Here is a 19,901-nt window from a genome sequence, read left to right on the forward strand (position 1 = left end):
CGGTCGGCCGTGCGGGTGCCAACCCACAGTTCATGTGGCTTTGCAACGTTCTGTTTTGAGTTCTGTTCTTGAAGGCCTCGGAGTTCATGCCTCCGGGGCCTCTTTTTTGGTGCGATCGCGATGCCGGGAAGCATCGGATAAAATGCGAAGATCCTTCCGATCCACCGACCAGCAAGACACGGGAAAGGCACCAAGGGTTATGACACCGCGAACTTCACCGTCATCACGGACCGCCACCGCGGTCTGACCGGTCGGCCGCGGCTTGTTTCCCGACAGTCCCCAGACGGAAAGCGCGGCGACCCCGCGCTTTTTGCTTTTCCGAATTCCTCTTCCGTCCAAGGTTCCCCGATGATCTCGATCCAGCTCCCCGATGGCTCCCTGCGTGAATTTCCCGGCCCGGTCACGGTGGCCGATGTCGCCGCGTCGATCGGCACCGGCCTGGCCAAGGCGGCCCTGGCCGGTCGGGTCGGCGCGGGCGAGGGCGCGCGCCTGGTCGACACCAGCCACCTGATCGAGGCCGACACGAAGCTGGCGATCATCACCGCCAAGGATGCCGACGGCCTGGACATCATCCGCCACTCGACCGCCCACCTGCTGGCCTACGCGGTCAAGGAGCTCTTCCCCGACGCGCAGGTCACCATCGGCCCGACGATCGAGCACGGCTTCTACTACGACTTCGCCTACAAGCGCCCCTTCACGCCCGAGGATCTGGCGGCCATCGAGAAGAAGATGCTTGAGCTGGCGAACAAGGACGAGAAGGTGGTGCGCCGCGTGCTGCCGCGCGACGAGGCGGTCGACTACTTCAAGTCGATCGGCGAGGCCTACAAGGCCGAGATCATCGAGAGCATCCCGGCCGACCAGGACGTCTCGCTCTACGCCGAGGGCGCCTTCACCGACCTGTGCCGCGGCCCGCACGTGCCCAGCACCGGCAAGCTCAAGTTCTTCAAGCTGATGAAGGTGGCCGGCGCCTACTGGCGCGGTGACCACCGCAACGAGATGCTGCAACGCGTCTACGGCACCGCCTGGGCCACCAAGGACGATCTGCAGAAGTACCTGACGATGCTGGAAGAAGCCGAGAAGCGCGACCACCGCCGCCTGGGCCGCGAACTCGATCTCTTCCACATGGACGAGCATTCGCCCGGCACCGTCTTCTGGCACCCGAAGGGCTGGACGGTCTGGCAGGCGGTCGAGCAGTACATGCGCGCGGTCTACCGCGACAACGGCTACCAGGAGGTCAAGGGCCCGCAGATCCTCGACAAGGGTCTGTGGGAGAAGACCGGCCACTGGGACAAGTACCGCGACAACATGTTCGTGACCGAGTCGGAGAAGCGCGACTATGCGCTCAAGCCGATGAACTGCCCCGGCCACATCCTCATCTACAAGCAGGGCATCAAGAGCTACCGCGACCTGCCGCTGCGCTACGGCGAGTTCGGCCAGTGCCACCGCAACGAGCCCACAGGCGGTCTGCACGGCATCATGCGCGTGCGCGGCTTCACGCAGGACGATGGCCACATCTTCTGCACCGAGGACCAGATCCAGGCCGAGTGCGACGCCTTCACCGCGCTGCTGCAGAAGGTCTACGCCGATTTCGGCTTCACCGAGATCCTCTACAAGGTCGCGACGCGGCCCGAGAAGCGCATCGGCGCCGACGCGCTCTGGGACAAGGCCGAGAGCGCGCTGATCGAGAGCCTGCGCCGCACCGGCTGCGAGTTCGAGATCGCCCCGGGCGACGGCGCCTTCTACGGCCCGAAGATCGAGTACACGCTGAAGGATGCGCTCGGCCGCCACTGGCAGTGCGGCACGATCCAGGTCGATTTCTCGCTGCCTGAGCGACTGGGTGCGGAATATGTCGCGGAATCGGGCGACCGGGTGCATCCGGTGATGCTGCACCGCGCCATTCTCGGCAGCCTGGAGCGTTTCATCGGCATCCTGATCGAGGAGCACGCCGGCGCGCTGCCTTCCTGGCTGGCGCCGATCCAGGTCGTGGTGCTGAACATTACCGATGCGCAGGCCGACTACGCGCGCGACGTGGCCAAAACGCTGCAAAAACAAGGACTTAGGGTCTCGCTCGATTTGCGCAATGAAAAGATCACGTATAAAATCCGCGAGCATTCTTTGCAGAAGGTTCCTTACCTGCTCGTTGTCGGTGACAAGGAGAGGGCCGCGGGGGCCGTTGCAGTGCGCGCCCGAGGCAATCAGGACCTCGGGGTGATGGCTCTCGAAGCCTTCTCCCAGAAGATCGCCGCCGAACTGGCTCCTGTGCGGAGCGAGTGAGGTCCGGCGCCTTCGGTCCTTGTCCCCAGGCGTGAATCCATGGTTTTTGGGTCGCCAGCCCTTGAAGGAATCTCACCATCGCTACCTTTCTTGATCGCCGCACGCCCAACGCGGAGCGCAAGCATCGTCTCAACCGCGAGATCGTCGTCCCCGAAGTTCGTCTGAACGGACCGGAAAACGAGCCGCTGGGCATCGTCAGCATCCAGGAGGCCCTGCGGCTGGCCGCCGAAAGCGACGTGGACCTGGTGGAGATCTCCGCGACGGCGCAGCCGCCGGTGTGCCGCCTGATGGACTACGGCAAGTTCAAGTATCAGGAACAGAAGCGTGCCGCGGAGGCCAAGGCCAAGCAGCACGTCATCGACGTGAAGGAAGTCAAGTTCCGTCCGGGCACGGACGAAGGCGACTACCAGATCAAGATGCGCAACCTGCGCCGCTTCCTCGAGGATGGCGACAAGGGCAAGGTCACGCTGCGTTTCCGTGGCCGCGAGATCACCCACCAGGACATCGGCATGCGCCTGCTGGAGCGGGTGCGCGACGAGCTGACCGATGTGTCGGTGGTCGAGCACATGCCCAAGCTCGAAGGCCGCCAGATGATCATGGTGCTGGCGCCGAAGCGCAAGAAATGATCTCCGCCAGCTCCCGCGCTTGCGCGGGGCTGGCACAAAAGTCGCCGCTCGGCGACAATCGACGTTTTTCGAGCGCGCAGCGGTCTGGTCGCCGCTGTCGCTCAGTGCCCGCAGGCCCCCAAGAGTCCGAGTCGTTCGGGCCGCCTCGCAGGAACATTCCAAGGAGCAGTCATGCCCAAGATGAAGACCAAGAGCAGCGCGAAGAAGCGTTTTCGCGTGCGTCCGGGTGGTACCGTGAAGCGCGGCCAAGCCTTCAAGCGCCACATCCTGACCAAGAAGTCGACCAAGACGAAGCGCCAGCTGCGCGGTGCCGCCAATGTGCATGAGACCAACATGGGTCACATGGCACAGATGCTGCCGTTCGCCGGTCTGTAATTCACCACACTGAAGGAGTCACACAATGCCTCGCGTCAAACGTGGTGTTACCGCCCGCGCCCGTCACAAGAAGGTCCTCGCCCTCGCCAAGGGTTTCCGTGGTCGTCGCAAGAACGTCTATCGCATCGCCAAGCAGGCGGTGATGAAGGCGGGCCAGTACGCCTACCGTGACCGCCGTGCCAAGAAGCGCGAATTCCGTCGCCTGTGGATCGCGCGTATCAACGCCGGTTCGCGCGCTCTGGGCCTGACGTACAGCAAGTTCGTCGCCGGCCTGAAGAAGGCCAAGATCGACCTGGACCGCAAGGTCCTGGCCGACCTCGCCGTCAACGATCCTGCCGCCTTCGGCAGCATCGTCGAGAAGGTGAAGGCCCAGCTCGCTTGAGTCTGACGGCACCGGAAGCGGTTCGCGCCGTTTCCGTGTCCCTCGAAAAAGGCCGACACTGCGTTCGGCCTTTTTTCTTGGCTGTCGCCGCCCGCAGGTGCGCGCGACGGCAGCATGCACAACCCGTCCCCCGATGAACGATCTCGACCAACTCGTGCAGGCCGCGCAGGCCGACTTCGCGGCGGCCACCACGCCCGCCCAGCTCGAAGACGCCAAGGCGCGCTACACCGGCAAGACCGGTCAGGTGACCGAGCTGCTCAAGGGCATGGCGAAACTGTCGCCCGAAGAGAAGAAGACCCGCGGCGCCGCGATCAACGAGACCAAGCAGCGCATCGAAGCCGCGCTCACCGCCCGCCGCCAGGCGCTGGCCGAGGCCGAACTGCAGGCGCAGCTCAAGGCCGAGGCGCTCGATGTCACGCTGCCCGGTCGCGGCCGCTCCGTCGGGGGCCTGCATCCGGTGTCGCGCACGATGGAGCGCATCGAGCAGATCTTCGGCTCGATGGGCTTCGACGTCGCCGACGGCCCCGAGATCGAGACCGACTGGTACAGCTTCACCGCGCTGAACAATCCGGAGAACCATCCGGCGCGTTCGATGCAGGACACCTTCTACGTCGACATGAAGGACGAGGCCGGCCGCCCGCTGTGCCTGCGCCCGCACACCTCGCCGATGCAGGTGCGCTATGCGCGCCAGCATGCCGCCACCCATGCCGGCAAGGATCCGCTGCCCGAGATCCGCGTCATCGCGCCGGGCCGCACCTACCGCGTCGACAGCGACGCGACCCATTCGCCGATGTTCCACCAGTGCGAAGGCCTGTGGATCGGCGAGAACGTCTCGTTCAAGGACCTGAAGGCGGTCTTCACCGACTTCTTCCGCACCTTCTTCGAGACGGACGATCTGCAGCTGCGCTTCCGCCCCAGCTTCTTCCCCTTCACCGAGCCGTCGGCCGAGGTCGACATCGCCTTCTCGTCGGGGCCGCTGAAGGGCCGCTGGCTGGAGGTGGCCGGCTCCGGCCAGGTGCACCCGAACGTGGTGCGCAACTTCGGCCTGGATCCGGAGCGCCACATCGGCTTCGCCTTCGGCATGGGCCCGGACCGGCTGACGATGCTGCGCTACGGCGTGGCCGACCTGCGCCTGTTCTTCGAGGGCGATCTGCGCTTCCTCGGCCAGTTCCGCTGATTTCCCGGCCCAGCCCGCCACGCCCCGGATTCCAAGGACCAGAAGATGCAATTTCCCGAATCGTGGTTGCGCGAGTACTGCAACCCTGAGCTGACGACGCAAGAGCTTGCCGACCTGCTGACGATGTCCGGCATGGAAGTCGAGGAGCTCCAGCCGGTCGCACCGCCCTTCACCGGCATCGTCGTCGCCGAGATCCTGACCGCCGACCAGCACCCCAACGCCGACAAGCTGCGGGTGTGCACCGTCGCGGCCGGCCCGTTCAGCAAGGACGGCCCGCTGCAGATCGTCTGCGGCGCCCCGAATGCCCGCGCCGGCATCAAGATCCCGCTGGCCACCGTCGGCGCGGAGCTGCCGCCCGGCGAGGACGGCAAGCCCTTCAAGATCGGCAAGGGCAAGCTGCGCGGCGTCGAGAGCTTCGGCATGCTGTGCTCGGCGCGCGAGCTCAGAATCGCCGACGACCACGGCGGCCTGCTCGAGCTGCCGGCCGACGCGCCGGTGGGCACCGACATCCGCGAGTACCTGAACCTCGACGACACGCTGTTCACGCTCAAGCTCACGCCGAATCTCGGCCACTCCCTGAGCGTCTACGGCATCGCGCGCGAAGTGTCGGCGCTGACCGGCGCGCCGCTGAAGGCGCTGACGGCCGAGCCGGTCGTGCCGACGCTGGACGACACGGTGGCGGTGCGCGTCGAGGCGACCGACCTGTGCGGCCGCTTCTCCGGCCGCATCGTGCGCGGCATCGACACCACCGCCAAGACCCCGCAGTGGATGGTCGACCGGCTGGCGCGCTGCGGCCAGCGCCCGGTCAGCGCGCTGGTCGACATCTCGAACTACGTCATGTTCGAGACCGGCCAGCCCAGCCACATCTTCGACCTCGACAAGATCCACGGTGGCCTGGTGGTGCGCTGGGGCCGCGAGGGTGAAAGCCTGAAGCTGCTCAACGGCAACACCATCACGGTCGACGGCCAGGTCGGCGTGATCGCCGACGAGCATGCCGACGGCCGCCAAGTGGTCGAGTCGCTCGCCGGCATCATGGGCGGCGATGCCACCGCGGTGGGCGACGACACGAAGAACGTCTATGTCGAGGCCGCCTTCTGGTGGCCGGACGCGGTCGCCGGCCGGGGCCGTCGCTACAACTTCAGCACCGACGCCGGCCACCGCTACGAGCGCGGTGTCGACCCGGCGCAGACCGTGGCGCGCATCGAGCGCATCACGCAGCTGATCCTCGAGATCTGCGGCGGCGAGGCCACCGCCTGCGGCCCGGTGACCGACGTGCAGCCGAACCTGCCGGCGCGCTCGCCGGTGGCGCTGCGGGTGGCGCGCGCGGCCAAGGTCATCGGCATGCCGGTGACGCAAGGCCAGTGCGCCGAGGTCTTCCGCCGCCTGGGCCTGGCGTTCACCGAGGCCGAGGGCGTGCTGACCGTCACCCCGCCGAGCTGGCGCTTCGACCTCGAGATCGAGGAAGACCTGATCGAGGAGGTGATCCGCGTCATCGGCTTCGACAAGCTGCCGCTGAGCGCGCCGCTGGCCCCCGTCAGCGCTCGGGTGCGCCCGGAGGCGCAGCGCGGCGGCCATGCGCTGCGCCGTGCGGTCGCCGCGCTCGACTACCAGGAGACGATCAACTTCTCCTTCGTCGAGGAGCGCTGGGAGGCGGAGCTGGCCGGCAACCTCGAGCCGATCCGCCTGCTCAACCCGATCGCCGCACCGCTGTCGGTGATGCGCTCGAGCCTGCTGGGCTCGCTGGTGCAGGTGCTGCGCCACAACCTGGCGCGCCGCGCCACCCGCGTGCGGGTGTTCGAGCTGGGCCGCGTGTTCCGCCGCGACGCCTCGGTGCAGACCAGCGAGCAGACGGTGGTCGGCATCGACCAGCCGCTGAAGCTCGCCGGTCTGGCCTGGGGCCCGGTCGAGCCGCTGCAGTGGGGCGCCAGGGAGCGCGCGGTCGACTTCTTCGATGTCAAGGCCGATGTCGAGGCGCTGCTGGCGCCGCGGGTGGCGACCTTCGTCGCCGCCGAGCATCCGGCGATGCACCCGGGCCGCTGCGCCCGCGTCGAGCTGGACGGCCGCACGATCGGCTTCGTCGGCGAGCTGCATCCGCGCTGGAAGCAGGGCTACGAGCTGCCGGCCGGGCAGGGCGCGCCGGTGCTGTTCGAGCTGGATGTGCCGGCGCTGCTGGCCCGTCCGGTGCCGGCCTACCAGCCGGTGGCGCGCCAGCAGGCGGTCAACCGCGACATCGCGCTGATCGTCGGCGAGGCGGCCGGCCATGACGCGGTGATCGGCAGCCTGCTGGCGGCCGACACCGGCGGGCTGCTGCGCTCGGCGCGGCTGTTCGATGTCTACCGGCCGGCGCCGGGGGCTGCAGGCTTCCAGCCCGGCGAGCGCAGCCTGGCGATCCGCCTGGAGCTGCTCGACGACGAGGCTCCGCTGACCGACGAGCGCAGCGATGCGGCGGTCAAGGCCGCGATCGAGGCCGCCCGCCAGGCGGTGGGCGCGCGCCTGCGTGGCGAGTGAGACGATGATGCTGTGAGCCGCCAGGAGACCGAATGCCCATCGACGACCACGATCCCGTGCCCGCCCGCGTCGTCTCGATCGAGACTCCGACGCTGACCAAGGCCGAGCTGGCCGAGCTGCTCTTCGAGCGGCTGGGCCTGAACAAGCGCGAGTCCAAGGACATGGTCGAGGCCTTCTTCGAGTTCATGCATGCCTCGCTCGCGCGTGGCGAGGAGGTCAAGCTCTCCGGCTTCGGCAACTTCCAGGTGCGGCGCAAGGCGCCGCGCCCGGGCCGCAACCCGCGCACCGGCGAGTCGATCCCGATCGAGGCGCGCAAGGTCGTGACCTTTCACGCCAGCCACAAGCTCAAGGATGCGGTCCAGGGCGATGCCCCCGGCGACGGGGACTCGGAGTAAAGTCTCCGGACTTTCTCCGAACCCGTTGATCCGGAATGGAAAACAACCTGCCCGCCATCCCGCCGAAGCGCTATTTCACGATCGGCGAAGTCAGCGAGCTGTGCGGCGTCAAGCCGCATGTGCTGCGCTACTGGGAGCAGGAGTTCGCGCAGCTGCGCCCGGTCAAGCGGCGCGGCAACCGGCGCTACTACCAGCGCCACGAGGTGCTGCTGGTGCGCCGCATCCGCGATCTGCTCTACGAGCAGGGCTTCACCATCAGCGGCGCGCGCAACCGGCTGGCCGAACTGGGCCCCGGCGCGATCCGGGCCCTCGAGGACGAGCAGGATCTGGACGAGGCCCTGGCCGAGGCCGCCGCGCCGCCGCTGGCTGCGGCCGGCGCCGAGCCTGATGAGGCCTTGCCCTCGCCATCGGCGTTGCTGCTGCTGCCGCCGCTGCCCGAGCCCTCGGACGGGCCGCTGACGCCGCAGCAACTGCGCGCCGAGCTGCTGGCGATCCGGGCCTTGCTGGCCTGATCAAAAAAAATCGCCCGAAACGCTGGACTCTATCGCGCAATTCATCCTATAATTTCTTTCTCAGCAGTCGGGGCGTAGCGCAGCCTGGTAGCGCACTTGCATGGGGTGCAAGGGGTCGCGAGTTCGAATCCCGCCGCCCCGACCAATGAACTCAACGGGTTGGACCTCACAAGGGTCCAACCCGTTGGCCTTTGTGGGCTCCGAAAGTCGCACGGGTGCCTGATGGGCTGCTGTGACGTGCGCGCTGTCACACAAGGGTCCGCTCCCGTGAGGGGGCGGGCCCTTTGGCTTTTCGGCGTCAGCCCGCCGCTGTTGCCACCGCCTGCTTCACCAGCGCCTCGGCCAGCTGCGCCTGCTTGGCCCGCGCCGCCACGATTCCGGCCTTGAGCTGGTCGCACAGGGCGAGGAGTTCGGTGACCCGGCTGACAACCTGTCTCTGCTCCTCCAAGGTAGGCAAAGGCATCTCGTATTCCCTCACGCTACTTGCCGCGAGATTGGGTTGTGCCGAACCGTTGTCGAACTTCCAGATCCATCGACGTCCTTGCGGACTTACCAGAAAGTAGTAAGCAAATTCAGGGAGTACCGACTTGGCGAAGCGCAGGATTACCAGGGAAGAAGCAATTGCACCTTCAGTGAATGGGCGCACGAAGGCAGTCTTTCCCAGGGTCGCTCCTCGCAGGCAATAGATAAGATCATCAGGTTCGATTTTTCCAGAGCGCAACGATTCGAATTTGTCGCGGGTCAGGTAGTGCATGGCATCAAGGTCCAAGCTGCCGTCTGGATTAATGTGCCCGGTGTTGATGAACGCAATGCCTTCGGGCACGTATTCGCTGCGATTCGGGTAGTTTGAGCCACGGTCGCCGTTGATCAACTTGGCCACCGAACCTAGTTTTACATACTGCCACGGCTCATTCCGACTACACGCCGTCAGTCGACCCTGAAAGGCCAATTCCAATACTGCAGCGCGCAGTCCGTCCATAGATGAGTCAGTGGTCACCAGATCATTGAACTTCCCCTCCACCCGCTCCCACGCCGCCTGAAACTCCTCCGCATCCCGCGCCTGCGTCAGGCTGTCGAGCAGCGCCTGCACCAGCCGGGCGTGGGCGTGCTGCGCGTCGGCTTGCCGCGCTTCCAGGCGGTCGCACAGGGCCATCAGTTCATCGACTTTGGCGACGATGCGGTGTTGTTCGGCGAGGGGAGGGAGCAGAACTGGAAGCGCCAGGATTTGCTCGCGTGACACGTTCTTCATCGAGCTGCTGGTGCCCCCGGCAACTCTGCCGTAGTAGGCGCGAGCCTCAGGAGCAGCATTGACCAGCTGGATGAATCGCGGTTCACACGCTTCTGACAGCCGAAGACGAACGATCTTGTCGCTCAGAATCAGGCGGGGCGGTGTGTCCGCAACGACGACGCTGCGCGCCACCAGTTCGGCCGTATTGGCCCGCGAGATCAGAAAATCTCCGGGACGAACTTCAAGTTCAGGCCGGGGTTCCAGGTATGCCGGCAGTGCCTTGTTTTCATCTGGATTGAACTGCGCCCACGACACAGCGCTGACCTTGAGAACGCCCCATTCATTACCTGACCGTGGCCGGTTCTCGCAACTCGGACTCCAACCGGCTCCGCTGCTTGTGACCAGTTCACGCAGTTGCGTCTGACGCCAAACGGAACCTGTCTCTGTCAGGCGGCCTTGTGTGGCCAATTCGAGAATCAGGCCGCGCAGCTTCTTGATGCCATCGGGCGCCTCCGCCAGCAACTCCAGGTTCTCCATCCATGCCGCGGTCATTCGGGCGCCTTGGTGGGCGGAAATCCCCCCCGGCCCCCCTTTTTCAAAGGGGGGAGTGGTGGTGAAGTCGAGTTCGGCTTGGGCTGGGACGGGACTTGTTCCCCCCTTTGAAAAAGGGGGGCTAGGGGGGATTCGCATTTCACCTCGCATCAATCGACTTCCTCACACTCGCTTCAATCACGGCCATCACCCCATCCAGTTCGGTCAGCACCTGCCGGTTGTCGAAGCGCAGCACCTCCAGCCCCAGCGCCTGCAGCACCTGCGTGCGCTGCCGGTCGTAGTCCTGCGCATCGGGCTCATGGTGCTGCGAGCCGTCGAGTTCGATCACCAGGCTGGCCGCCGCGCAGTAGAAATCCACGATGTAGCCGGCGATCGGCTTCTGCCGATAGAACTGCACGCCGGCGACCTGCTTGCGGCGCAGGCACGCCCAGAGGCGCTGCTCGGCCTCGGTCGGATCGCTGCGCAACTGCCGGGACAGCGGCTTGAGCCGGCGTTGGTAGGGCAGCACGGCCTATCGCTCCAACGCCTCGGCCAGCGCCGCCTTCAACTGCCCCTGCAGCGCCGCAATCTCCGCCTGCATCTGCCGGTATTCGGCCAGCAGCTCGTCCGGGTCGTGGCTGACCTGCTCGCCGACGTGCGGGTTCTTGCAGTCGAGATTCCAGTGGCGGGCGCGGATCTCGTCGATGCCGACCTTCCAGGCCTGCGGCGTCTCCTGCCGGTCGCCCCACCACGCCTCCTCGGTGGCGAACTCCTCGATGCGCATCGGCCGCGTCTTGGAATAGTTCTTCACGCCCGCCGGATACGGGTGCTCGTAGAACCAGACCTCGCGGGTCGGCTCGCCCTTGGTGAAGAACAGCAGATTGGTCTTGATGCCGGTGTAGGGGTTGAACACGCCATTGGGCAGCCGCACCACGGTGTGCAGGTTGCACTCGGTCAGCAACTTCTCCTTGATCCGGCTCTTGATGCCCTCGCCGAACAGGAAGCCGTCGGGCAGCACCACCGCCGCGCGGCCGCCGCTCTTCAGCAGATGCATGATCAGCACCATGAACAGGTCGGCCGTCTCGCGGGTGCGGAAGGCGGCGGGGAAGTTGCCCTCGATGCCGTCTTCCTCCATGCCGCCGAAGGGCGGGTTGGCGACGATGCAGTCCACCCGCTCGCCCGGCCCCCAGCTGATCAGCGGCCGCGCCAGCGTGTTGTCATGGCGGATCTGGCTCGGCACCTCGATGCCGTGCAGGATCATGTTCGTGGTGGCCAGCAGATGCGGCAGCGGCTTCTTCTCCACGCCGAAGACGCTGGCCTGCAGCACCGCCTCGTCCTCGGGCGTCTTCACATGGCGGCGGCGCTTGTGCTCGATGGTGCAGGTCAGAAAGCCGCCGGTGCCGCAGGCCGGGTCCATCACCTTCTCGTGCAGCTGCGGGTCCACCATGCGCACCATGAATTCGGTGACGGGGCGCGGCGTGTAGAACTCGCCCGCATTGCCGGCGTTCTGCAGGTCGCGCAGCAGCTGCTCGTACATGTCGCCGAAGGCGTGGCGCTCCTGCGCCTTGTTGAAGTCCACGCTCTCCTGGATCTTGTTGAGCACCTGCCGCAGCAGCTGCCCGGACTTCATGTAGTTGTAGGCGTCCTCGAACACGCCGCGGATCACGCGCGCCACCGGCCGCAGCTCGCCGCCATCGTCGCCCAGGCTCTGCAGCGTCGGGAACAGCTCGTTGTCGACGAAGCTCATCAGCTCGTCGCCGGTCATGCCCTCGGCATCGGCCGCCCAGTTCCGCCAGCGGTAGGACTCGGGCAGCGGCGAGCGGTAGTCGTCGTCGAACAGCTCCCACTCCGTCTCGCGGTCATCGAAGACCTTCAGGAACAGCATCCAGACCAGCTGCCCGATGCGCTGCGCATCGCCGTCGACGCCGACGTCCTTGCGCATGATGTCCTGGATGGATTTGATGGCGGTGGTGATGGACATGCAGGAAAAGAGGAGGGAAGGAAGAGAAGGAAAAATGGGTTTCCGGCCGCTCAGGATCAGGATCAGGTTCAGGCATAGAGCTGGGTTTCCAGCTCCTGCACCGCACGCCTGAAGCCGGCCGGGCCGCCCAGCGCCCGCAGCAGCTCCACCGGCGCCCCCAGCCGAGTGAACGGATCGAGGGTCAGGATTCTGCGGTCTTCGATCGGCTCGATGCCGGTGTCGGCGTACTTGTCGAGCAGGGCTTCCAGCACCTGACGCGCGATGCCCTCGTAGCGGCCGAACAGATCGCGCTTCCTCACATTGTCGGCGCGCTCGCGCCGCGTCAGCGGCGGGCGGCCGAAGGCGACATGGCAGACCAGATCGAAGGGGTCGAGCGCCGGGCCGCCCCGCGCGCCGATCTCCTCCTGCAGCGCCTCCCAGATCACGCCCTGCGCGGCCAGCTCGTCGATGACCGCCTTCTTCTGTTCGGCGCCGTTCCAGCGGCGCAGGAACTCGTCGAGCGAGGCGAACCGCTTCTGGACGCACGAGCGGGTGTAGTCGCGCAGGCTCTCGGTGACGAGCCGGCCGTCGGCGCCGTAGTACTGCACCCGCTCGGCCACGATCTGCACGCTGACCTGATCGGCGCCGACGCGGTACTTCACGCGGCGGCCTTCGCCCGCCCCATCGCCGCCGCCGTCCGGGAAAACGCCGTCGGGCGAGGGGGAGGGCGCCGCCGGGGCGCTGCCGTCCGGCGTGTCCGGCGGCTCGTCCGGCGGCGTGACGGGATCGCCGGGGGCGGGCTCGAAGACCGCCACCGGCTCGCCGTCGAAGGCCGGATCGGCGAACAGCTCGGTCGCCTTCTTGAAGTCCAGGATCGTGAACCAGAACTTGCCGTGGTCCTCGTTGATCCGCGTGCCCCGGCCGATGATCTGCTTGAACTCGGTCATCGACTGGATGTGCTGGTCCAGCACGATCAGCTTGCAGGTCTGCGCGTCCACCCCGGTCGTCATCAGCTTGCTGGTGGTGGCGATGACCGGCCACGGCTGCTCGGGGTCGATGAAGTTGTCCAGCTCGGCCTTGCCCTCGGCATCGTCGCCGGTGATGCGCATGACGTACTTGCGGTTGCGCCGGACCTGCTCGGGGTTCAGGTTCACCAGCGCCTGGCGCATGCGCTCGGCGTGGTCGATGTCGCTGCAGAACACGATGGTCTTCTGCATCGGGTCGGTGGCCTGCAGGAACTCGGTGATCTTCCGGGCGACCAGCTCGGTGCGCGCGTCCAGCACCAGGCCGCGGTCCATGTCCTTCAGGTTGTAGATGCGGTCCTCGATCCGCTGGCCGTTGCGGTCGAGCATGCCCTGGGTCGGGCGCCAGCCCTGCAGGTCGCGGTCGAGGTCGACGCGCACCACCTTGTAGGGCGCCAGGAAGCCGTCGTCGATGCCCTGCTTCAGGCTGTAGCTGTAGACCGGCTCGCCGAAGTAGCCCAGGCTGGAGACCTCGCGCGTCTCCTTGGGCGTGGCGGTCAGTCCGATGTGGGTGGCGTTTCGGAAGTGGTCGAGGATGTCGCGCCAGGCCGAGTCCTCGGCGGCGCTGCCGCGGTGGCATTCGTCGATCACCACCAGATCGAAGAAGTCGGGCGAGAACTGCCGGTAGATATTGCTGGCCTCGTCGGTGCCAGTGACTGCTTGATAAAGCGACAGGTAGATCTCGTAGCTCTTGTCGATCCGGCGGCCGGTGATCTTGGTCATCGCCGCGCCGAAGGGCTTGAAGTCGTTGGTGCGGGTCTGGTCGACCAGGATGTTGCGGTCGGCCAGGAAGAGGATGCGCTTCTTCTGCCCGCTCTTCCACAGCCGCCAGATGATCTGAAAGGCGGTGTAGGTCTTGCCGGTGCCGGTGGCCATCACCAGCAGGATGCGGTCCTGCCCGCGCGCCACCGCCTCCACGGTGCGGTTGATCGCGTTGAGCTGGTAGTAGCGCGGCGCGCGGCCGCTGCCGTCGTCGTGATAGGGCGCCACGGCGCGGGCCTGCTGCTCGCTGTCCAGGCCGCGCCACAGGCACCAGCGCCGCCAGAGCGCCTCCGGCGTCGGAAAGGCGTCCAGGCCCAGCTCGGTCTCCATCCGGTCGCCGGGGTGGCCGGTGCCGCTGCGGTCATGGAACAGGAAGCCGCGGCCGTTGGTCGAGAAGACGAAGGGCACCTGCAGCGACTCGGCATAGTCCAGCGCCTGCTGCATGCCGGCGCCAACCGCCAGCGTGGCCTTCTTGACCTCGATGACCGCGATCGGCTGGTTCGGCAGGTGGTAGAGCACGATGTCGGCGCGCCGCCCGTTGCCACGGGTGTGCAGCCGGCCGCGCACGATGATGCGGCCCTTGGTGAAGCTCACCTGCTCGCGCACCTGGCGCCGCAGATCCCAGCCGGCCCGCTGCAGCGCCGGAATGACGAACTGGGTGCTGATGTCCTGCTCGGACAGCGTGGTCAGGTCCATGTCCATGCGGTCGATTCCCCCTGAATGTCTTGATGGTGCATTCGGGTGCAGATTGTCTGCTCTCGCACCGCCGGGCGACATCACCGCGTCACTGCAGCGTCTCCGCAGCCGTGACCTGGGTCGCGGCGGGCGCCGTGGCCTGCGATGCAGCTGGCGTCACCGGGGCCGGTCGGTGGCGCTCCACCCACGCCTGCACCATCGCCGCATCGATGTCGCGCTCGTAGCACAGCGGCGAGCTGCCGCCCGGGCGGCTGTAGGCGCTTCGCCCGCCGCAGGAGGCGCCGTTGCGCATGGTGTCGTACGGACAGGGGCAGCGTCCGGGATAGTCCGCCCGGGACTCGGCGATCATCGCCTGCTTGATGCGTGCCACCGACTGGACGCCGTGGCCGCTGTCCTTCGCCAGCACCAGCGCCGGCAGCAGCAGGCCCAGACTGGCCAAGGCTCGGATCATTCTCATGAAAACTCCCTCGTGATTGATGAAGACAATCGAAAACCGACGATTGTCCGATCAGCGAGGGACTGAGTACCTTCCCGTACCCAGGGGGTGGACAGCCCGGGGCGGGGCGGTCCGCGTCGGGCTCAGATCACCGGCGCCCTCGGCAGCGCCGCATCCAGCGCCATCAGCCGCGGGCGCAGCTGCATCCAGCTGGTGCGGGCGGGGCTGTAGACCAGGTGCATCGCCAGGCCAGGCTGGGAGAGCAGGGTGCGCACGCCCAGCGCCTCGGTGCCGCCCATGACCAGCACCTCGTCGGCCTGGCCCGGGATCTGCAGCTGGCGCCGGGTGCTGTTGCCGGCGGCCAGCAGCAGCGAGCCGCGCCGCGCCAGATCCGGCCCGCGTGCCACCGAGCCGGCATGCGCGATCACCCGGCTGGTGGCGATGTCGAACACGCAGGCGGCCTGCACGCCGCTGAGCGCATGCAGCTCCAGCGCGAAGCGCTCCATCGGCGTGGCCTGGGCGGCCAGGACCGGGCGATCGGCGCCGGTCGGCGGCATCGGCTGCGGCGCGCTGCTGGCGCTGGCGGGCGGAAAGGGCGACAGCAGCACGCCGGTGCCGTCCGGGCGGCGCGCATGCTCGATCTGGTTCCAGCGCTCGCCCAGCAGGGTCCAGGCCTCGGCCGGCCGGCTGACCGGCGTCGACAGCCGGCAGTCCAGCCCGCTGCCCAGCCCCAGGCCGGCGATCAGGCCGGTCATCGCCGCATGGCTGCCGGCGGCCAGCGGCATCAGCTGCAGATGCCGGCACTGCCACTGCGGATGGAAGAGCAGTTCGCGCAGCGGCTGCAGCGCGTCGCCCAGCGCATGCGGCGGCAGGTCGCCCACCAGCACCACCGCCAGCGTCGCACGCGACAGCAGCACCCGCGTCAGCGCGGCGCGGGTCGGGCTGTCGGCGTCGATGTCGGTGCTGTAGAGCCGCACCCGCCGGCCCTGGCTGCCGGGGCAGTCGACATGGTCGATGCCCGCCAGCGTGGTGCCGTAGCTCTGCCGGCGCACATGCAGCCGCTCGACCGGCTGGCCGGCGGCCGCGGCCACCGCATGCAGCATGCGCCGCGCGCCGCGGCTGGCGATGTCGTGCAGCACGATGTAGCTCGGGCGCAGGAACTCGAGCTGCTGCTGCAGCGCCTCGGCGGGCTCGCAGGACACGAACAGCTCGCGGGTGTGGTTGCCCACCGCCCGGCCGATGTCGGCCGGCTCGTCGAGATAGTCGCGCACGCTGCGCTGGATCTGGGTCTGATGGAGGTCGTCGTCGTCGCGCACGTCCACAGGCGGGCGCGACGATGGATGACCTGAGCTCGAAAACATGGCCGGTGTCTCCTGGAGGGAACGCTGTGGCGGCACGCGGCCGGGACAAGCGGAGGAGCCGGCGTGGAACGATCGCGTCTCATCCTATCATCCGGGCCTTGATTTCATATCGTGCGCCAGCATGTCTTCCAATTCTTTCACTTCCGAACCTGATGCGCTGCCTGTCGTGATCGTCGGGGCCGGCCTGGCCGGCTTGACGGTGGCCCTGCATCTGGCCGCCACGCATCGCGTGATCGTGCTGGCCAAGCGCCAGCTCGGCGAGGCGGCCACCGCCTGGGCCCAGGGCGGCATCGTCGGCGTGCTGGGGCGCGACGACAGCATCGACAGCCATGTGCGCGACACCCAGGACGCCGGCGCGGGCCTGGTCGACGAGCACACCGCGCGCTTCATCGCCGAGCGCAGCGCCGAGGCCGTCGCGTGGCTGGTCGAGCGCGGCGTGCCGTTCTCGCCCGATCCGGACGGCCCGCTGGGCCTGCACCTGACGCGCGAGGGCGGGCACGCGGTGCGCCGCATCGCGCATGCGGCCGATGCCACCGGCTTTGCCATCCACCAGGCGCTGCTGGCCGAGGTGGCGCGCCATCCCAACATCGAGCTGCGCGAGCGCTGGATGGCGATCGACGTCATCACCCCGCGCCATCTGCACAGCGACGCGGCGCCGCGCTGCCACGGCGTCTATGTGCTCGACATCGACAGCCAGCGGGTCGAGACCATCGCCACCCGCGCGGTGGTGCTGGCCAGCGGCGGCGTCGGCAAGGTCTACCGCTACACCAGCAATCCCGACACTGCCACCGGCGACGGCATCGCGATGGCCTGGCGCGCGGGCTGCCGGACCGCGAACATGGAGTTCATCCAGTTCCACCCGACCTGCCTCTACCACCCGCAGGACCGCAGCTTCCTGATCACCGAGGCGCTGCGCGGCGAGGGCGCGCACCTGAAGCTGCCCGACGGCACCCGCTTCATGCCGGCGCACGACGCCCGCGGCGAGCTGGCACCGCGCGACATCGTCGCCCGCGCGATCGACTTCGAGATGAAGAAGCACGGCCTGGACCACGTCTGGCTGGACGCGACCCATCTGGGCGAGGCCTTCCTGAAGGAACACTTCCCGACCATTCACGCGCGCTGCCTGGCCCTGGGCATCGACATCGCGCGCCAGCCCATCCCGGTGGTGCCGGCGGCGCACTACACCTGCGGCGGCGTGGTCACCGACCTGCACGGGCGCACCGACCTGCCGGGCCTCTACGCGGTCGGCGAGACCACCTACACCGGCCTGCACGGCGCCAACCGGCTGGCGAGCAACTCGCTGCTGGAGTGCGTGGTGCTGGGCAAGACCTGCGCCGAGACCATCGTCGCGGCGCCGCGCGCCGAGCAGCCGCTGCTGCCGGCCTGGGACGAGAGCCAGGTGCACAACGCCGACGAGCAGGTGGTCATCGCGCACAACTGGGACGAGCTGCGCCTGCTGATGTGGAACTACGTCGGCATCGTGCGCACCACCAAGCGGCTGGAGCGTGCGCTGCACCGCATCCAGCTGCTGCGCGACGAGATCGACGACTACTACGCCAACTTCCGCGTCGACCGCGACCTGCTGGAGCTGCGCAACCTGGTCGACTGCGCCGAGCTGATCGTGCGCTCGGCGCTGATGCGCCAGGAGAGCCGCGGCCTGCACTACAGCCGCGACTTTCCCGATCCGCTGCCGGTGAGCTTCCCGACCGTGCTGGTGCGCCCGGCGCGCAGCCGGCGCGGCGCCGGCCTGGCGGGGCTGGGCATGGGGCTGGTGTCGCCCTCGGTGCCGCGTCCGCCCTCGGCGACCGGCCTGTGTGGCTGAGACGGCGGAAGGATTGAAATCAGGCGTTCAACGGGTATTAATCTTTCGTTCAACAAGCGGCTAGAATCTTAATTCTTTCTTTCAGCCGCTGGGCCCTGTCACGTCCGTGCAGGGCCGGAACGATCTTCATGTCCAGCTCACGCCCGCAATCACGTCCGCACACGCACACCCGACCGCTGACGGTCCTGACCTCGCTGTTCTTCATGTGGGGTCTGATCACCTCGCTGAACGACATCCTCATCCCGCACCTGAAGGCGATGTTCTCGCTGAGCTATGTGCAGGCGATGCTGATCCAGTTCTGCTTCTTCGCGGCCTATTTCCTGGTCTCGGTGCCGGCGGGCCGGCTGCTGCAGCGCCTGGGCTACCAGCGCGGCATCGTCACCGGGCTGTGCATCGCCGCGGTGGGCTGCCTGATGTTCGGTCCGGCCGAGAGCCTGCATTCCTATCCGCTGTTCCTGGGCGCGCTGTTCGTGCTGGCCGCGGGCATCACGCTGCTGCAGGTGGCGGCCAATCCCTATGTGACGCTGCTGGGCCGTCCGGAGACGGCCTCGAGCCGGCTGAACCTGACGCAGGCCTTCAACTCGCTGGGCGCGACGCTGGGCCCCTTGCTGGGCGCGGTGCTGATCCTGGGCGCGGCCGATCAGGCCGCCTCGGCGGCGCAGGGCGGTGACAGCGTGCAGGGCCCGTACCAGGCGCTGGCCGCGGCGCTGTTCGTGCTGGCGCTGGTGATGGCGATGTTCCGCCTGCCCGACGCCCGCGAGATCGAGCGTGCCGCCGAGCAGGCCGGCCCCGGCGACCTGCCGGCCGGCGAGCGCGGCCGCCTGATGGCGCACCGCCATCTGGTGCTGGGCGCGGTGGCGATCTTTGCCTATGTGGGCGCGGAGGTCAGCATCGGCAGCTTCCTGATCAACCTGATGGCCGATCCCTCGATCGCCGGCCTGGACCATGTGCAGGCGGGCAAGTACCTGGCGCTGTACTGGGGCGCGGCGATGGTGGGCCGCTTCGCCGGCAGCGCGATCATGCGTCACATCCCAGCCAGCCGGGTGCTGGCGCTGGTGGCGGCGGCCAATGTGGTGCTGATCGGCGCGGCGATCGTGCTGGGCGGCCCGGCGGCGATGTGGCTGCTGCTGGCCACCGGCCTGATGAACTCGGTGATGTTCCCGACCATCTTCTCGCTGGCGCTGGAAGGTCTGGGCGCGCTGACCAGCCGGGGCTCGGGCCTGCTGTGCATGGCCATCGTCGGCGGCGCGATCGTGCCGCTGCTGCAGGCACTGGTGGCCGATCATGTCGGCCTGCTGGTGTCCTTCGCGGTGCCGCTGGTCTGCTATGTCTACATCGCGCACTACGGCGCGGCCGGTCACCGTCCGGTGGCGGTCGAGTCCGCCGAGCCGCCGCCGGCCGGCGCCGCGCTGGGCGCTGCGGCCTGAACCGCCAGAACGGTCTGAACGCGGATCAACGGCGGGCGCGCATCGCGATGCGCGCCTGCACGAACTCGAACGCGTAGGTCACCGCCTCGCCGATCGTCTGCTCGATCGCGAGGCGTTCCTTTTCGGTCAGGTAGAAGTTCAGGTCCACCGTGTGGCGGATGTAGCGCGAGCCCAGCCGGTTGAGCGCGACGCAGGCCACGTCGGGCAGCGCGTCGGCCTCGAGGTAGGGATAGTTCGGCGCCAGCCGGCTGACCGCGTCGAAGACCGGGCGCTCGTAGTGGTTGTGGACCGAGGTGAAGTCGATGTTCGTCGTCATGGCCAGGTCGGAGGTCGGGTCGTGAAGTCGGATGCGGGATCCGTCTTCATCGGCCCGGCCCGGACCTGACTTGAACCGCTTCGGCCCGCGC

Annotated in this window: 17 protein-coding genes and 1 tRNA gene; 11 read left to right on the forward strand and 7 right to left on the reverse strand. The window is 67.7% G+C overall.

Annotated features, from left to right (window positions below; all coding sequences use genetic code 11):
- Nucleotides 1-348 precede the first annotated feature (348 nt).
- The 9 genes from thrS (at nucleotide 349) to HZU84_RS06040 (ending at nucleotide 8,394) form a co-directional block, all read left to right on the forward strand.
- Complete coding sequence (thrS, locus tag HZU84_RS06000; RefSeq protein ID WP_149503501.1) at nucleotides 349-2,274, forward strand: threonine--tRNA ligase; 1,926 nt, start codon at nucleotides 349-351, stop codon at nucleotides 2,272-2,274.
- A 77-nt stretch (nucleotides 2,275-2,351) separates the two neighbouring features.
- A complete protein-coding gene (gene infC / locus HZU84_RS06005) occupies nucleotides 2,352-2,900 on the forward strand; it encodes a translation initiation factor IF-3 (RefSeq protein WP_076458999.1) in 549 nt (182 codons plus the stop codon).
- A 171-nt stretch (nucleotides 2,901-3,071) separates the two neighbouring features.
- Complete coding sequence (gene rpmI, locus HZU84_RS06010; protein WP_037483023.1) at nucleotides 3,072-3,275, forward strand: 50S ribosomal protein L35; 204 nt, start codon at nucleotides 3,072-3,074, stop codon at nucleotides 3,273-3,275.
- Between the two features lie 25 nt (nucleotides 3,276-3,300).
- Nucleotides 3,301-3,657, forward strand: coding sequence for a 50S ribosomal protein L20 (rplT, locus tag HZU84_RS06015; RefSeq protein ID WP_037483020.1), 357 nt, complete (start codon nucleotides 3,301-3,303; stop codon nucleotides 3,655-3,657).
- A 133-nt stretch (nucleotides 3,658-3,790) separates the two neighbouring features.
- Nucleotides 3,791-4,834 (forward strand): phenylalanine--tRNA ligase subunit alpha, encoded by a 1,044-nt coding sequence (gene pheS / locus HZU84_RS06020; protein ID WP_149503502.1) that lies wholly within the window; start codon nucleotides 3,791-3,793, stop codon nucleotides 4,832-4,834.
- A 45-nt stretch (nucleotides 4,835-4,879) separates the two neighbouring features.
- Nucleotides 4,880-7,342, forward strand: a complete 2,463-nt coding sequence (pheT, locus tag HZU84_RS06025; protein ID WP_149503503.1) for a phenylalanine--tRNA ligase subunit beta — start codon at nucleotides 4,880-4,882, stop codon at nucleotides 7,340-7,342.
- Between the two features lie 32 nt (nucleotides 7,343-7,374).
- Nucleotides 7,375-7,737, forward strand: a complete 363-nt coding sequence (locus HZU84_RS06030) for an integration host factor subunit alpha (protein WP_051632031.1) — start codon at nucleotides 7,375-7,377, stop codon at nucleotides 7,735-7,737.
- Between the two features lie 35 nt (nucleotides 7,738-7,772).
- Nucleotides 7,773-8,249, forward strand: a complete 477-nt coding sequence (locus tag HZU84_RS06035; protein ID WP_149503504.1) for a MerR family transcriptional regulator — start codon at nucleotides 7,773-7,775, stop codon at nucleotides 8,247-8,249.
- A gap of 68 nt (nucleotides 8,250-8,317) precedes the next feature.
- A tRNA-Pro gene (locus HZU84_RS06040) sits at nucleotides 8,318-8,394 on the forward strand.
- A 153-nt stretch (nucleotides 8,395-8,547) separates the two neighbouring features.
- Here the strand turns inward: HZU84_RS06040 and HZU84_RS20255 are convergent.
- From HZU84_RS20255 to HZU84_RS06070, 6 genes are all read right to left on the reverse strand, one after another.
- Nucleotides 8,548-10,029: a restriction endonuclease subunit S gene (locus HZU84_RS20255; RefSeq protein ID WP_149503505.1), complete on the reverse strand. Its 1,482-nt coding sequence runs from the start codon at nucleotides 10,027-10,029 to the stop codon at nucleotides 8,548-8,550.
- A 139-nt stretch (nucleotides 10,030-10,168) separates the two neighbouring features.
- A complete protein-coding gene (locus HZU84_RS06050) occupies nucleotides 10,169-10,537 on the reverse strand; it encodes an endonuclease domain-containing protein (RefSeq protein ID WP_149503506.1) in 369 nt (122 codons plus the stop codon).
- 3 nt (nucleotides 10,538-10,540) lie between these two features.
- Nucleotides 10,541-11,989 (reverse strand): type I restriction-modification system subunit M, encoded by a 1,449-nt coding sequence (locus HZU84_RS06055; RefSeq protein ID WP_149503507.1) that lies wholly within the window; start codon nucleotides 11,987-11,989, stop codon nucleotides 10,541-10,543.
- A 68-nt stretch (nucleotides 11,990-12,057) separates the two neighbouring features.
- Entirely contained in the window at nucleotides 12,058-14,448 is a 2,391-nt protein-coding gene (hsdR, locus tag HZU84_RS06060; RefSeq protein WP_149505224.1) for an EcoAI/FtnUII family type I restriction enzme subunit R, read from the reverse strand.
- Nucleotides 14,449-14,536: 88 nt separating this feature from the next.
- Nucleotides 14,537-14,905, reverse strand: a complete 369-nt coding sequence (locus HZU84_RS06065) for a hypothetical protein (RefSeq protein ID WP_219340868.1) — start codon at nucleotides 14,903-14,905, stop codon at nucleotides 14,537-14,539.
- Between the two features lie 122 nt (nucleotides 14,906-15,027).
- Complete coding sequence (locus HZU84_RS06070; RefSeq protein ID WP_149503508.1) at nucleotides 15,028-16,245, reverse strand: hypothetical protein; 1,218 nt, start codon at nucleotides 16,243-16,245, stop codon at nucleotides 15,028-15,030.
- A gap of 121 nt (nucleotides 16,246-16,366) precedes the next feature.
- Here HZU84_RS06070 and nadB point away from each other — a divergent pair, with 121 nt between their 5' ends.
- Both nadB and HZU84_RS06080 read left to right on the forward strand, forming a co-directional pair.
- Entirely contained in the window at nucleotides 16,367-18,067 is a 1,701-nt protein-coding gene (nadB, locus tag HZU84_RS06075; RefSeq protein ID WP_149503509.1) for an L-aspartate oxidase, read from the forward strand.
- Nucleotides 18,068-18,195: 128 nt separating this feature from the next.
- Nucleotides 18,196-19,494: a sugar MFS transporter gene (locus HZU84_RS06080; protein ID WP_149503510.1), complete on the forward strand. Its 1,299-nt coding sequence runs from the start codon at nucleotides 18,196-18,198 to the stop codon at nucleotides 19,492-19,494.
- A gap of 25 nt (nucleotides 19,495-19,519) precedes the next feature.
- On the opposite strand, the gene HZU84_RS06085 is transcribed toward HZU84_RS06080, so the two are convergent.
- Nucleotides 19,520-19,810: a late competence development ComFB family protein gene (locus tag HZU84_RS06085; protein WP_037483003.1), complete on the reverse strand. Its 291-nt coding sequence runs from the start codon at nucleotides 19,808-19,810 to the stop codon at nucleotides 19,520-19,522.
- Between the last annotated feature and the right edge of the window lie 91 nt (nucleotides 19,811-19,901).

The sequence above is a fragment of the Sphaerotilus sulfidivorans genome (assembly GCF_013426975.1).
GTDB lineage: Bacteria > Pseudomonadota > Gammaproteobacteria > Burkholderiales > Burkholderiaceae_C > Sphaerotilus > Sphaerotilus sulfidivorans.